10 protein-coding genes are annotated in these 14,258 nt (G+C 64.4%); 4 read left to right on the top strand and 6 right to left on the bottom strand.

All coding sequences use genetic code 11. The features are described from left to right. Nucleotides 1-8: 8 nt before the first annotated feature. Nucleotides 9-1,265 (top strand): tetratricopeptide repeat protein, encoded by a 1,257-nt coding sequence (locus tag VNH11_18070; GenBank protein ID HVA48278.1) that lies wholly within the window; start codon nucleotides 9-11, stop codon nucleotides 1,263-1,265. Nucleotides 1,266-1,560: 295 nt separating this feature from the next. Here VNH11_18070 and VNH11_18075 read toward each other — a convergent pair whose 3' ends face one another. From VNH11_18075 to VNH11_18090, 4 genes are all read right to left on the bottom strand, one after another. After that, nucleotides 1,561-4,278 carry a bifunctional acetate--CoA ligase family protein/GNAT family N-acetyltransferase gene (locus tag VNH11_18075; GenBank protein HVA48279.1) on the bottom strand — a complete coding sequence of 906 codons (2,718 nt, stop codon included), beginning with the start codon at nucleotides 4,276-4,278 and terminating at the stop codon, nucleotides 1,561-1,563. 150 nt (nucleotides 4,279-4,428) lie between these two features. Further along, on the bottom strand, nucleotides 4,429-5,382 hold the full coding sequence (locus VNH11_18080) for an ABC transporter permease (GenBank protein HVA48280.1): 954 nt from the start codon (nucleotides 5,380-5,382) through the stop codon (nucleotides 4,429-4,431). After that, entirely contained in the window at nucleotides 5,379-6,971 is a 1,593-nt protein-coding gene (locus tag VNH11_18085; protein HVA48281.1) for a sugar ABC transporter ATP-binding protein, read from the bottom strand. Before VNH11_18085 ends, VNH11_18080 begins: the two co-directional genes overlap by 4 nt. An 11-nt stretch (nucleotides 6,972-6,982) precedes the next feature. After that, a complete protein-coding gene (locus VNH11_18090) occupies nucleotides 6,983-8,020 on the bottom strand; it encodes a sugar-binding protein (GenBank protein HVA48282.1) in 1,038 nt (345 codons plus the stop codon). 240 nt (nucleotides 8,021-8,260) lie between these two features. Between VNH11_18090 and VNH11_18095 the strand changes: the two genes are divergently transcribed. From VNH11_18095 to VNH11_18105, 3 genes are read left to right on the top strand one after another with little or no spacing between them, the layout of a single operon-like run. Further along, nucleotides 8,261-9,454 (top strand): AAA family ATPase, encoded by a 1,194-nt coding sequence (locus VNH11_18095; GenBank protein ID HVA48283.1) that lies wholly within the window; start codon nucleotides 8,261-8,263, stop codon nucleotides 9,452-9,454. Between the two features lie 44 nt (nucleotides 9,455-9,498). Next, nucleotides 9,499-10,023, top strand: a complete 525-nt coding sequence (locus VNH11_18100; protein ID HVA48284.1) for a DUF4276 family protein — start codon at nucleotides 9,499-9,501, stop codon at nucleotides 10,021-10,023. Between the two features lie 25 nt (nucleotides 10,024-10,048). Next, the gene (locus VNH11_18105) at nucleotides 10,049-11,284 is read left to right on the top strand and encodes a dipeptidase (GenBank protein HVA48285.1); all 1,236 of its coding nucleotides are present in this window, start codon (nucleotides 10,049-10,051) and stop codon (nucleotides 11,282-11,284) included. Nucleotides 11,285-11,402: 118 nt separating this feature from the next. Here VNH11_18105 and VNH11_18110 read toward each other — a convergent pair whose 3' ends face one another. Then, complete coding sequence (locus tag VNH11_18110) at nucleotides 11,403-12,425, bottom strand: aminoglycoside phosphotransferase family protein (protein ID HVA48286.1); 1,023 nt, start codon at nucleotides 12,423-12,425, stop codon at nucleotides 11,403-11,405. A gap of 555 nt (nucleotides 12,426-12,980) precedes the next feature. Next, a complete protein-coding gene (locus VNH11_18115; GenBank protein HVA48287.1) occupies nucleotides 12,981-14,084 on the bottom strand; it encodes an ADP-ribosylation factor-directed GTPase activating protein isoform b in 1,104 nt (367 codons plus the stop codon). Between the last annotated feature and the right edge of the window lie 174 nt (nucleotides 14,085-14,258).

The raw sequence follows: 14,258 nt of genomic DNA on the forward strand, positions 1-14,258 counted from the left end.
TCGGCGGCATGGCCAACGCGCCGATGGCCGGACACTTGCCCGGCACCACGCACTTTCCGGGTGCGGGGCTTGGATTCGTGCCCGGTTTTCCCGCCCACAGACCCGCAACGGTCGGCGGATTCGGTCACGGAGCTGGTTGGGCGGGCGGTATTCCAGGCCACGGATTAGGCTGGGAGGGCGGCGTGCCGGGTGCGGCCGGCCATTGGGCGAACGCTCATCCTTATTCCTGGTACAACGGCCATTGGCACGATCACTGGCATGGCAATGGCTTTGGCGGCTACGGGGGCGGTTGGGGATATCCGCTTGGCTGGGGAATGACCGGCTGGGGGATGGGCAGTCTTTGGTATCAGAGCGGCTACATGCCGTACTACAATCCGTACTACAACGCCGCCGCCGGCGGATGGAACTATGCTCAGCCGATCCCTGCTCCCGCCATCGCCACCGCGCCGGCCGCCATCCCGCCCGCGCCGGGCCTGGCCGACGCGGCCAATCCCAACGTCGATGCCGCCATCGAACGGTTTCGGATGGGCGAATTCGCCGATGCGCTGGTGCTGATCGACGGCGTCATTCAGGCCCAGCCCTCCGACGCCGCCGCGCACGAGCTGCGCGCGCTGATCCAGTTCGCGATGCAGGACTACGCCGGGGCGGCGGCCACCATCCATGCGGTGCTGGCCATCGGTCCCGGCTGGGACTGGACCACGCTGAGCAGCATCTATTCCGACATGCGGGTTTACATGGGGCAATTGCAGGCCCTGGAAGTCTACGTTGACGATCATCCCCGGCAGGCCGACGCGCGGTTCTTATTGGCCTATCACTACCTGACCGCGGGCCACACCGATGCCGCGACCGCTCAACTCCAGCGCGTGGTGAGCCTGATGCCCGATGACAAGTTGGCCGCCGAGTTGTTGCGGATGGTGGGCGGGAAGGGCACTGCGCCGCAGGTCGCCGCGCAACCGGCGCCGCGTGCGGACGTGCCGCCGGTCGATCCGGCCGCACTGGATGGCAACTGGCACGCCCGCCGCGACGACGGAGCGCGGTTCGGCCTGACCCTCTCGCCCGACACATCGTTTATCTGGAAGTTTTCTCAACAGCAGCAGACGCAAACCATTTCGGGCAACTACAGCATCGACAACGGGCTGCTGATTCTGCGCGGCACGAGCGGCGGCGCGATGGTCGGCCAGGTGAGCGCGGCCGACGGCGACCGCTTTATCTTCAAGCCGCGGGGCGGCCCGGCCGACGATCCGGGCTTGACGTTTACGCGGTAATTACGGCTCTTTTCTGTCCTAGTTCAGTATACTTCACGCGGCCGAGAATGAAACGTTTTGCCGCAAGGAAAAGCGCGGTGGCTGGGGCAGAGCTTGGCCAGATAGCGGCTGGTGCCTTCAACAGCGTGACGGCCAAGCGATGCCCCGGTGCGTCCAACCGGGGCATCGCCTGGCCGCCGAGATGAACGGAGTGCCAGCCTCCACCGGCCCAGGCTCTGCCCCACCCACCGCCGATGTCTCGGCCGCGTGAAGTATAGATGCGCCCGCGTCACCTCGTTGCCACCCTTCACGTCCGTTACGACGGTCCCGCCGCTTCCGGCTCCAGACCGTCGAGCCGCTTGCGGACCAGCACCACGTCGCCGGCCAAGCTGTGATCCAGCTCGAAGCCGCGGTCGCGGAAAATGGCCAGCATGCGAGTGTTGTCGCGCATGGTCTCGGCCGTGATGCGGCGGAGCTGCCAGTCGCGTGCGATCTCCAAGCTGTAATCGGTCAGCAGTCCGCCCAATCCGCGCGACTGCCAACGGTCGCCCACCAACAGCGCATACTCCGCCTGCTGGTGATCGGGATCCGCCACCAGCCGTGCCACGCCGGCCAGCTTCTGCACGCCGTCGACCTCCAATTCCGCCACAATCGCCAGCTCGCGGTCGTAGTCGAGGTAGCAGAAGCGGGTCGCCATTTCGTGCGTGACTTCCTTCAAGAAGCCGCGGAAGCGCGACCAAAGCGATTCGGGCGAGCAACTCGCCAGCAACTCGTGCCAGAGCGGCTCGTCTTCCGGCTTGATCGGACGGAACACGGCCTCTCCGCCGTCGGTCAGCGTCACGCGGCGCACGTACTGCTCCGGATACGGCCGGATGGCCAAGTGGCTGAACGGCCGCGGCGCCGCGTTCATCCGCTGGCGATCGATCACCATCCGCGCATCGAGCGCCAGCACCTCTTGCGGCGTGACCAGCAGCGGATTGACGTCGATCTCGACGATCTCCGGAAAATCGGCCACCAGATAAGAGAACCGCATGATGACGTCGATCAGCCGATCGACCTCGACCGCCGGCCGGCCCCGATAGCCGTTCAACAGCGGCCACGACCGCAGCGATTCGAGCATCCGCGTGGCCAGCCGCTCGTTCAAGGGCGGCAGGCCCAAGGCCCGGTCCTGAAACAACTCCGCCGTCACGCCGCCCGCTCCGACCATGATCACCGCCCCAAACACCGGATCTTGCTTGGCGCCGAGAATCAACTCCACGCCGTCGGGCGCCGCCATCATCCGTTCGACCGTCACGCCCTCGATGCGGGCCTCCGGCCGACGCTGACGGGCGGCCAGCGTGACGCGTTCATACGCCGCCCGCACCTGGTCCTGGTTGGCCAGGTTCAGGGCCACCCCGCCCACGTCGGTCTTGTGCGTGATGTCAGGCGACGCGATCTTCAGCACCACCGGATAGCCCACCAGATTCGCCACCTTGACCGCTTCGTCGGCGTCGCGGGCACGCAACGGCAAGGTGGTGGGAATGCCGTAGGCGTCGAGCAGCTCTTTCGAATCGTCCTCCGAGAGAATGTCTTGCCCCTTCGAAGCCAGGTCGTGAAAGCGGCCGCGGGCCGACGGGCGGTCGAGCTTGAACGTCAGCGGAACTTCGCGAGGCGTCTCGTAAAGCGTTTCCAGGTTCTTGGCATATCGGATGAGATACATGAAGGCACGGATGGCATGTACCGGCGTGGCGTAGGTCGGCACGCCCACGTCGTTGAGCAACCGCACGCCCTCGCGCACCGAGGGGCCGCCCATCCACACCGCCAGCACCGGCTTGTGAAACCGTGACGCGACTTCGCCCACTGCCCGTGCGGTGCCGGTGGGATCGGTCATGGCCTGGGGCGTGAGCATGACCAGCGCCGCGTCGACGTCGCCGTCGCGCAGCACCAACTCGAGCGCTTTCGCCAGGCGTTCAGGCGGCGCGTCGCCGAGCACGTCGACCGGATTGCCGTGCGACCAGAACGAAGGAAGCACGTCGTCAAGCTTGGCCCGCAAATCGTCGGAGAGCGTGGCCAGCGTCCCCTGCCGGGCCAGCAGGGCGTCGGTGGCCATCACGCCCGGACCACCGGCGTTGGTGACAATGGCCAGCCGCGGCCCCTTGGGAATGTGCTTTCGCGCGAGCAGCTCGGCACAATCGAACAGGTCGTCGACTTGCGTGACGCGCACCGCACCGGCGCGTTCCAGCGCGGCGTCGTAGACGGCGTCGACGCCGGCCATCGCTCCCGTGTGCGAAGCGGCGGCCTTGGCCGACTGCGGGAAGCGGCCCGCCTTGTAGACCACGATCGGCTTGGAGCGGGCAAAGGCCCGCGCGGCCGACATGAATTGCCGGGCGTCGGTGATCGACTCGATGTAGAGCACGATCGACCGGGTGGCCGGGTCGGCGCCGAAATAGTCGATCAGGTCGCCGACGCCCACGTCGAGCATGTTGCCGATCGAGACGAAGTTGGAGAAGCCGATGTTCTCGTCGAGCGCCCAATCGAGCACCGACGTACACAAGGCGCCCGACTGCGAGAGAAAGGCGACATGGCCCGCCTTGGGCATGGTCGAGGCGAAACTGGCGTTCAGCCCAATCTGCGGGGCGATCACGCCCAGGCAGTTCGGGCCGATGATCCGCAAACCTTCGTAGCGCTCGGCTTCGCGGCGAATCTCCTCTTCCAGCGCGCGGCCTTCCGGTCCCACTTCGCGAAACCCGGCGGAGAGAATCACAATGCCCCGCGTGCCGGCCTCGCCGCACTCGCGCACCACGCCGGGCACCGTGGGCGCCGGCGTGCAGATCACGGCCAGATCGGGCGGAGGCGAGAGCTGGCCGACGTGGGCCACGGCAGGCACGCCCTGCACGCTCGACTGCTTGGGATTGACCGCATGGACGGCCCCGCCGAAACCGAAGCTGAGTAGATTGTGCAAGACCGTATGGCCGACCTTGCCCGGCTGTTCGCTGGCGCCAATCACGGCCACGCTCTTCGGACGGAAAATCTTGTCGAGATTATGAACGGGCACGGGATGGTCTCCTGCGGTGAAGTTTGGGTCCTGTTTGTCCTGACGCCTGCCGCCTGAAACCTGACGCCTCAAAACGGTGGGCCGGCGCTCGCAAGCTCGCTGGTCCCACCCTACCTCGAATGCCGAACTCGTTTGTCAAATCCAGCAGGTCTAACGTCCGCCGCCTTTCTCCGCGCGGCGACGCAAGAACTCGTCGAGCAGCGCCCCCAAGAGCAGCGCGCCGCCAATCACCGTGTATTCCAACGAGGAGGCGACTTTCCACATTTGCGTGAAGGTGGGCAGGATGCGGATGATAGCGGCTCCGATCAGGATGCCCAGCACGCTTCCCTCGCCGCCCCGCAAACTGCATCCTCCCAGCACGGCGCCGGCGATCGCATACAACTCGAAGAAGTTGCCCGTGCTGCTCGGCTGCACCGAGTTCTCCTCCATCAGAAACAATACCGAGAAAAAAGCCGCCAGCGTCGAACACAGCACGTAAGCCAGAATGCGGTAGCGGTCGGTCGGCACGCCCGCATATCGGGCGGCCTGCTCGTTGCTGCCGATGGCATACAGGTAGCGTCCGTGGATGCTGAAGTGCAGAAAGACCGTGGCCACCGCCGCCAATGCGAGAAAAATGACCAACGACATCGGCAGCCCCAGCAGGTCGCGGCTTTTGGCCAGCCAATACTTCCACTCCGGAAACGCGTTGCCCAGTCCCTGCACTTTGTCGCCGGCCAGCCAGCGGGCGGCGCCGCGATAAATGAACAATCCGCACAGCGTCACCACAAACGCCTGCACCCTCAGCTTGGTGACAACCAGCCCGTTCATCAGCCCGATGGCCGCCCCCGTGGCGAGCACCGCCGCCGTGGCCGCGGCGGGATGCCAGTGCAAACGCACCAGCAACAGGGCCATGATCGTGGCGCAAAAGCCCACCACCGAACCGATCGAGAGGTCGATGCCGCCGCTGATGATGAGCATGCCCGCTCCCAGGCTGATGATGCCGTACAGGCCGGTCCGCTTGCCGAGATTCAGATGGTTGCTGAGCGAGCGAGCGCTCTCGTCGGCCGCCAGCATCGCCACGTAAAGGACCACCAGGAAGGCGGTCAGGCCCAAAAGCTTTTTCATTCGCGAGATTCGCCTCCGGTGGCAAGCTGCATGATCGCTTCTTCGGTCATAAGTTCTCGGCCCAGTCCGCCCGCCAGCTGGCCCTGGTGCATGACGAGCACGCGGTCGCTGACGCCCAGAACCTCCTCCAGGTCGCTGGAGATCATCAGCACGCCGAGGCCTTGGTCGGCCAGCTCGCGCATCAAGGCGTAAATCTCGGCTTTGGCGCCCACGTCGATGCCGCGCGTCGGTTCGTCGAGAATCAGCAGCCGGCAGGCACGCGCCAGCCATTTGGCGATCACGATCTTCTGCTGGTTTCCGCCGCTCAGCAAGCCCGACCGCTGCTCGACGTGCGGCGTGCGGATGTTCAGCCGCTGGCGCATCGTATCGGCCAGCTCGCGCTCGGCGCGTCGCGCCACCAGGCCCCAATGATTCAGGCGGTCCAGTGAGGGGAGGCTGATATTCTCTTTGACGCTCATCGCCAACAGCAGACCCTGGCTGCGGCGGTCTTCCGGTACGAGGAACACTCCGGCCGCAATCGCGTCGGCGGGCGAGCGCGTGCGAACGAGCTTGCCATCCACGGCGATCGTACCGCCCAGCAACGGACGAACGCCGAAGATCGCTTCGGCCAGTTCCGTGCGTCCGGCGCCCATCAGGCCCGCCATGCCTACGATCTCGCCGCCGTGAATCGCAAAGTCGATCGGCCGCCGCTGCGCCGGTTCGACGACAAGTCCACGGGCTTCAAACACCGGCTTGTGGTGTAGGCGTCCCGCCTGCGCGACGACAGGCGGGACGCCTAAACCTGAAGCAAGAGCAGGCGGGACGCCTGCACCACAAGGGGCGCGATGAAAGAACTGCTTGACGTCGCGGCCGACCATCAACCGCACGATGGCGTCGTGCGAGATTTCGTCGCGCGTCAGCTCGCCCGCGTTGCGGCCGTCGCGCAGCACCGTCACGCGATCGGCAATCGCCCGCACCTCGGCCAGCCGGTGCGAAATGTATAGAATGCTCACGCCGTCGTGTTTCAAGTCACGAATCACCTCGAACAAACGGTCGGTCTCGCGCTGCGTCAGGCTGCTGGTCGGTTCGTCCATGATCAGCACGCGGCTTTTCAAGGAAACCGCCCGTGCGATCTCGACAAGCTGCTGCTGCCCGATCGACAAACGCGAGACGGGCGTCTGCGGCGAACAATCGAGTCCCAGCCGTTCGATCACGGCCACCGCGTCGGAGTAGATGCTGCGGCGGATCAACCCCAGCGGTCCGCCCCAACGCGGCTCGCGGCCCAGGAACAAATTGCCCGCCACGTCCAGGCTCTCGGCCAGGTTCAGTTCTTGATGGATCAGCGTGATGCCCAGCCGCTGGGCGGCTTCGACCGTGCCGATTTCGACGGGGCTGCCGTCGAGCAAGATTTCGCCGGCGTCGGGCGTATAAACTCCGCCCAGGATCTTCATCAACGTCGATTTGCCGGCGCCGTTCTCGCCCACGACGCACAGTGTTTCGCCGCGGTCCAGACGCAGGCCGACCTGCTGCAAGGCGCGGACGCCGGGAAACGATTTGGAGATGCCGGCCGCCTCAACCAGCGGCGGGGCACTGTGGGCCGTGCTCGTCACGCGCGCTCCTGCTATTCTTTCAGCCGCCGCAGCTCGTCGTGGAACGCTTCGACGTTGTCGCACTTGATGACCTTATAGTCGATGAACAATTCCCCACCGGCGGGCACGACCGACTTGTCGCCCTGCGCCAGGCTGTTGAGCATCTTGACGGCCTGATATCCGAACTCGAACGGCTGCTGCACGATGGTGCCGAAGATTTGGCCCTCTTTGATTCCTTCCAGCGTCTCTTCGTTCTCGTCGAATCCGACCAGCTTGACCTTGCCCGCCAGCCCCTGGTCTTTGACGGCGGCCAGCAGGGCCGGCGGATTGTAGGCCCACAAGCCGACCAGGCAGAGACTTTCCGGATCCTTGCCATGCTGCACCAGGGCGTCTTCCGCCTTATTCTTGCAGACTTCTTGCTTGGCGTCGTCGGTGAAGGTGTCGATCAGCGTAAATCTGCCCAGCTCCGGACCCTCGGCATGCTCCTTTCCGGCCAGCTCGTCGAGCACACCTTGGCGGCGGTCGATGGCGTTCTGGGCGTCCATGCTGCCGACGAAAATCGCCAGGCGTCCGCCGTCGGGCAGGGCCTCTTCGACCAACCGGCCGGCGGCCTTGCCGGCCTCGTAGTTGTTGGTGCCCAAAAAGCAGAGCCGCTTGCTCCCCGCGGGCAAATCGCTGTCCTGCGTGATGAGCGGCACCTTTTCGGCCACTTCGTCGAGAAACTCGGCCTGGTTCGCGGGATCGATCGGGCTGATGGCGATGCCTTGAACGCCCTGCACCAACAAATCTTCAATGATCTGGCGTTGCTCGGCGGCCGAGCCTTGCGGCGGCATGCGAAACTCGACCGTCACGTTCAGATCCTTGGCCGCCTTCTCGGTTCCCTTCTTGGCAATGGTCCAGAATTCGTAAGGATTGTTGGTGACGAAGGCCACGCTGGGCGTTTGGCTCGCCGTCGCTGTTGCCGGGCCGGTGGGTGAATTTGCCGGTTTGCCTGAGCTGGTGGCGCTGTTGCCTGAGCAGCCAAGCGTGCCGGCGGTCAGAATAAGGAACAGATACGTGCATCGTCGCATGGCGAGGCTCCCTGAAACCTGGGCGGGCGAATATTGGATGACGGTTGAGAGTCGTCATCATAATCGGCGAAACGGCCGTCCGCCACGCTGAAACTCCGCGCCCTGCGTTACCCCACAATCTCGAATGGCTCCGAACAGACCACCGCCTGCGCCATGCGGTACAGGCGGCCCAAGGCTTCTCGTTGGCACCGCGGGCAGAATCAGGCTAAACTTGCCAAAGAACATCAGGATCGCAAACGAATGATCGAACGAGTTCGGATCGAGAATTACAAGGCACTGCGCGACATCACAATCGACTTGACGCCCGTCCATGTCCTGATTGGACCGAACGACTCCGGCAAGACGAGCGTGCTGGAGGCGATTGCGGCGCTTTGCCGTAGCACCGATCATCAGTTGAATCATGCGTTTGTTGGAGCGTGGGAGGGTAGAAGCCTTGTTTGGAAACGACAGGCCGAGTTGCTTGTCGTGCTTACCGCCGCGGTCGAAGATGTGTCGGGTGCGTTCGAGTATAGCCTCTCCGTCCGTTTTCCAATGGCGGACCGAAATGTAGTGGTTGAGCGTGAAGCAGTCCGCATGGACGCGAACCAGCACGAAATCGAAATTCAACCTGGACGCGGGCATCCTCGCTCGGGCGTGTTTACGTGGGAAACCAGTCCCACAGCCATACCGGATGACAAACGGCAAGCGACCGAGCGCGTGTTCGCTGCACTGGCGGGAGTGCATTACTACCGCTGGAGCCCCGGATTCCTCGCTTTGCCCGTCGCGCCGGACTCGAAGCGGAGGTTTCGCATGGAGGCGTCAGGCTTTGGGCTGGCGCTTTGCCTCGACGACATTCTGGGATTCGACCGCGACCGCTTTATCGCATTGGAACAGCGCTTCAAGGCGATTTTCCCGCAGGTGCGTTCGATTAAGCTCATGCCCGAGCCCGCCTTTCGCGCTCCTGCCGACGACCCTGAACAAGTTCCGCAGTTGAATCGCGCCGATGGCAAGGGTATCTACTTCGAGCTATCCGAGCGCGGACAACTGGTGGCGGCTTCGCAGGTATCGGACGGCATGCTGCTCGTGCTGGCCTATCTCACGGTCCTTTATTTGCCACAGCCACCCCGAGTGGTGCTGGTGGAAGAACCGGAAAACGGCATCCACCCCAAGCGCCTGCAGGACGTGCTTTCGATCTTGCGCGACTTGGTGAAGGAGCAGGCGCAATCGCAAGTGATTTTGACCACGCACTCGCCCTATGTCGTCGATCTATTTCAGCCCGACGAGGTTACACTTTGCCAGAAGTCGGCCGACGGCTCGGTTGCCGTACGCCGGCTTTCCGAAAGTCAGGCAGTCCGCGAGCAACTCGATGTCTTCACGCTTGGAGAAATCTGGACCGCCGAGGGCGATGAAGGGCTTGCCCGGCAGGCAGCAGACGTTACGGACGCCGTGCCATGAAGGTATTACTCGTATCCGAGGGAAAGCACGAGTTGAGCGGTTCCTTGGAAACGCTTGTCCGCCGACTCTCATCGCTCAAGCTGGAGGTGGATCACGACCGAGTAAGCCGGGGCGACATCCACGCGCACCACGGAAAGGGGCAAGGGTTCTTCAAACGTGCCCTTCGTTGGATGCTCGAAGCGCGCAAGCGCGGTTACGAAGCTCTCGTCCTCGTCGTCGATGAGGACGGACAGGCCGAGCGGGTGAAAGAGATGACGGCGGCTCAGGAGTCGTCGCTGATTGCCTTCCGCCGGGCACTTGGCATCGCCGTCCGGACCTTTGATGCCTGGATGCTGGCGGACGAGAAGGCTTTATCGTCTATTCTAGGAGGCGAAATCGAGCGACAACCGTCGCCGGAAGGAATTCACAATCCGAAGCAAGTGTGTATGAAGCTCCGCGATGAATGCAAAGCCGACCTTGCGCAGAGCGAGATGTACGCCAAGTTGGCCGAAGCCATCGAGCTGCCAATCCTTGAGCAGCGATGTGCAAGAGGATTCGCGCCCTTCGCTCATCGCGTAAAAACCCTGTGAGTTATCCCGAACGACTGTAAACCGCATGAAACCTCATCTGCACCTGGTCGTTTCTCTCACGCTGGCCGTCGCCTGTGTGGCGATAGCGGCAGGTGCCGAACCGGCCTCCGACAAACCGCCCGTCATCGTGACCGAACGGGCATGGCAGATCCACCGAGACTCCCCGGTGTTCGACGGCCACAACGACCTGCCGTGGAGATTGCGAGACGAGTTCGGCGGCTCGCTGGACAAGTGCGATCTTTCTCAGCCGCAGCCCCGCTTGCAGACCGACATTCCGCGCCTGCGACGAGGCGGCGTCGGGGCGCAGTTCTGGTCGGTCTATGTGCCGGCCGAGACGAGCCAGTCGGGCACCGCCCTGCGCGATACCCTGGAGCAGATCGACCTGGTCTACCAGATCGTCGCCCGCTATCCCGAAACGTTCGAGCTGGCACTGACCGCCGACGACGTCGAGCGAATTCACCGGCAGGGAAAAATCGCCTCGTTGATCGGCGTCGAAGGCGGGCATTCAATCCAAGAATCGTTGGGCGCGTTGCGGCAGCTCTACAAGCTCGGCGCACGCTACATGACGCTCACCCACAGCGACACGCTGTCGTGGGCCGATTCGGCCACCGACGACGCCAAACACGGCGGACTGACGCCCTTCGGCGAAGAAGTGGTGCGCGAGATGAACCGCCTGGGGATGCTGGTCGACATCTCGCACGTTTCGGCCGATACGATGCGCGACGCGCTGCGGGTGTCGCGGGCGCCGATCATCGCCTCGCATTCGTCGGCCTATGCCATCGCGCCGCATCGCCGCAACGTGCCCGACGACGTGCTCGTCGGCCTGCGCGACAACGGCGGCGTGGTGATGGTCAACTTTTTCTCGGGCTTTGTCGTGCCCGAAGCCGCTCGTCGCAGGGCCGACTTTCTGGAAGTCCGCCGCGAACTGAAGGCCCGGTTTCCCGACAAGGCCGACTACGAAGCCGCCGTCGAACGCTGGGACAACGCCCATCCGATCTCGCCCGGAACGGTGCGGACGGTGGTGGACCATATCGAGCACATCGCGAAGGTGGCGGGCATCGACCACGTCGGCCTCGGTTCCGACTACGACGGCGTCTCGATGGTGCCCAAGCAACTCGAAAACGTTTCCTGCTATCCCTATCTCACGCAGGAGTTATTGGACCGCGGCTATGACGAAGCGGCGATCAGGAAGATTTTGGGCGGCAACATGCTTCGCGTCCTTCGCCGGGCGGAAGAAGTCGCCCGCCAACCGGCAGGCTGACGATTGCTACACCGAACGTACGGTGGGACCAGCGAGCTTGCGAGCGCTGGCCCACCGTTAGCGACGTCGATAGCGGTGGGCCGGCGCTCGCAAGCTCGCTGGTCCCACCTTACGAGGGTCAAACGCCAAACGCCGTTTGACCGACGAGATGCTCCAACCGCGCCAGATTCGCATCGAGCCGCTCGCAGATCGCGGCCCGGTTTTCAAACTCGCGGCCCTCCAGGTAAATCCATTCCAGCCAACTCATGCCCGAAAGCAACACGTTCGAGCGGTCGAACGCCGTGACCAGCAGCGCCTCGCCCGACGAAAGCGGACGGACCGAGTCGTAGGCGTTGAGGGCTTCGAGCCAGGCCGCGCTGTCGTCGCCGCACAGACTGCCCAGCAGCCGGGCGACGTCGGTGGCCACCGAGTCGACGCGCAGGGCCCCAAAGTCGATCAGCCCGCTCACCTCGTCGCCGACAAAGAGCACATGGTCGTGCCAGATGTCGCGGATGCATGGTTCCAGCGAAGCCTGGATGGGGAGGGCCTGCCGCAACACGTCGGCCACCGCTTCGGCGGCACGGGCAAAAAGCGGCACGAGCCTTCGGGCACGCTCGGCCATCTCCGGCCAGTCGCCCGCGGTAATGGCGGCCGAAACCTGTACCAGCCTGGCGTCATTCCAGACTTCCAGACGCTTCAGCCGGCTCCGCAGGCCCGGGGCCGTGCCCGGACCACGATGCGGCAACGGAAAGCTGGCGGCCGCCTGATGAAAACCGGCCAAGGCGGTGGCGGCGGCGCGCAGCCGGGCCAACGACGGCGAGCGGTGATAGTCGGCCTCACCCGGCAGCCAGGGAGTCAGCTCCCAGAGGTGCCCGGCCTCGCAAACGTATCCCGCGAGGGTGCGGGTTTCCAGCGGCAGCGGCACAAGGCCAAAGCCTTCCTGATGGACGTGCCACAGCACCGCCTGGATGAACTCAAGCTGCTGCCGGTCGGGGTGTTCGCGCGGCCAGCGACGCAGGCACAAGACGCCGGCCTGGGCAGAGACGCGCCAGAAGCGTGCCCCGCTGAAGCCCCCGGCCGAAGCCAGCGGCTCGATGCGCAGCGGCTGGCAATCGGCCCCATAGGCCGCAAGCACTCGCCGGCAGGCATGTTCGTCGGCCATACTCCTCACGTTCCTGAAAACCATCGCCGCGGCCGATCGCGCCACGAAATTACACCGCTACTTAGGATACTTTCGGCAGGTCGATGCCGCGGGCAGCGGCGAGCGCCGCGCCGCTCGGCAATTCAGCCGTAAACCGCCCCGCCTCCGATCTTTACCGGCTGCAACGCGGGTAGTCTAGGGCGTCTTTATACTTCACGCGGCCGAAAATGAGGGATTTTTCCGCGAGCAAAAGCGGTGGCTGGGGCAGAGCTTGGCCAGATAGCGGCTGGCGCCCATCAACGGCGTGGCGGCCAAGCGATGCCCCGGTTGGACGCACCGGGGCATCGTCTGGCCGCCGAGATGAACGCAGTGCCAGCCTTCACGTGGCCAGACTCTGCCCCAGCCACCCCCAATGTCTCATTCTCGGCCGCGTGAAGTAGAACCACCGCGACTTTGCCGGCCTTGCCTGGGCAATCGCGAGCGTGCGGGTGGTGGAGGATGGCCTTCCTAGACTGTCCAGGCTCGTTTTGAGGGCCAGGAACCAGCGGCTTGCTGGAGCGATTGGACATCGGAGTTTCACTCCCCGAAGCGCCGCAGGCGGTAGAGCATCAGGCCGTGGACGGCGTGATAGAGCCCGCCGCACTCGACCGGCAGGTCGGCCGTCTCTTCCAACAGGCCGCAGAGATAGGTCGCGGCACGCGTCACCCAGGGCTGACGCAATTCGTCGCCCGTCGCCGCCAGGCAGACGAACTCCAGCACGTGACCGGTGGTGTTGAGCCGCAGGCCGATGTCGGCCGAGCTGCTGGACCGCTGGAAATAGTTGGTCGAAAAACCGCCGTCGGGCTGCTGATATTCACGCGCGTCGGCCAGGGCCTGCTTGACCTTCTCGTCGGCCACCTGCCAGATGCCCGCCAGCTTGCCGCCTTCGACGAGATGGCGGTTCAGAGTCGAGGCGATGCCGTACATGCGGTGCGTGCCGCCGCAAGTGCTGCTGGCCAGGTCCTGCTTGCACTCCAGCTCGAGCAGCCGCTCGATCGACCACTCGCTGCCGTCGCGGGCCTGCCACTTCGAATCGAGCGGCAGGTACACGCTGAACGCCATCAGCGTCCAAGTGGCTTCCATGCCTTCGCGCACGTCCCATTGGGCTTGAGTGACCATGTCGTGGATGGTGAACTCCTGCCCGCGCACGTTGATCTTGGCGTCGAGCGGCACGTCGCACTGGGCGAAATAACCGAGCCACTGATCGTCGTGCCCCTCGCCGCTTTTGCTCCCCGGCTCCTCGACGTCCTTGAGTCCCTTCTCGCCCGGCACAAGCTGCCAGCCACGCATCTGCCCGCCGTCGAACAGCCACTCGATGCCCGGCACCAGCTTGCCGTTGTCGTTGAGTTGTAGCGAGTCACCGTAGGCCAGCATGCCGTGGATGATTTGCCAGGCGTTGTTCACCTGCGGACTCATGTGCCGCTTGCCTGTCAACTCGATCACGTTGTCGAGCCGGTCACGCAGCGTTTTATCGTCGGGCAGGCTGGGCAAAGCGGCCACTGCCGATGGCGTGGCATCGACGTCATTTAGGGCATGCGACGCCTGGCTGGTCGTGTCGGAGCACCCGGAGAGTGTCGGAAGCAAGAGCGCGATGGCCAGCGGCACGGCTGACGGTCGGCAGAGGGAAGTCGTAGAGGGCATGGGCGCGAAGATGTTTGAAAGCGTAACCGAAGAATCGGGGGGAACAGGTTTGGACCGCCGGGCGGATGTAGGGTGGGCCGGCGCTCGCAAGCTCGCTGGTCCCATCCTACGGAAGATACCACACGATTTGCCATCGCTCCAGCCGACTGGGCACTTTGGCTAATTCGGGTTAAG

The organism is Pirellulales bacterium, from assembly GCA_035533075.1.
Classification (GTDB): Bacteria; Planctomycetota; Planctomycetia; order Pirellulales; family JAICIG01; genus DASSFG01.

What these genes read in the sequence shown, in the direction of transcription:
- VNH11_18070 (HVA48278.1), top strand. Translation starts at nt 9, where the DNA reads ATGGCCAACGCGCCGATGGCCGGACACTTGCCCGGCACCACGCACTTT.
- VNH11_18080 (HVA48280.1), bottom strand. Translation starts at nt 5,382, where the DNA reads ATGAAAAAGCTTTTGGGCCTGACCGCCTTCCTGGTGGTCCTTTACGTG.
- VNH11_18090 (HVA48282.1), bottom strand. Translation starts at nt 8,020, where the DNA reads ATGCGACGATGCACGTATCTGTTCCTTATTCTGACCGCCGGCACGCTT.
- VNH11_18095 (HVA48283.1), top strand. Translation starts at nt 8,261, where the DNA reads ATGATCGAACGAGTTCGGATCGAGAATTACAAGGCACTGCGCGACATC.
- VNH11_18105 (HVA48285.1), top strand. Translation starts at nt 10,049, where the DNA reads ATGAAACCTCATCTGCACCTGGTCGTTTCTCTCACGCTGGCCGTCGCC.
- VNH11_18110 (HVA48286.1), bottom strand. Translation starts at nt 12,425, where the DNA reads ATGGCCGACGAACATGCCTGCCGGCGAGTGCTTGCGGCCTATGGGGCC.
- VNH11_18115 (HVA48287.1), bottom strand. Translation starts at nt 14,084, where the DNA reads ATGCCCTCTACGACTTCCCTCTGCCGACCGTCAGCCGTGCCGCTGGCC.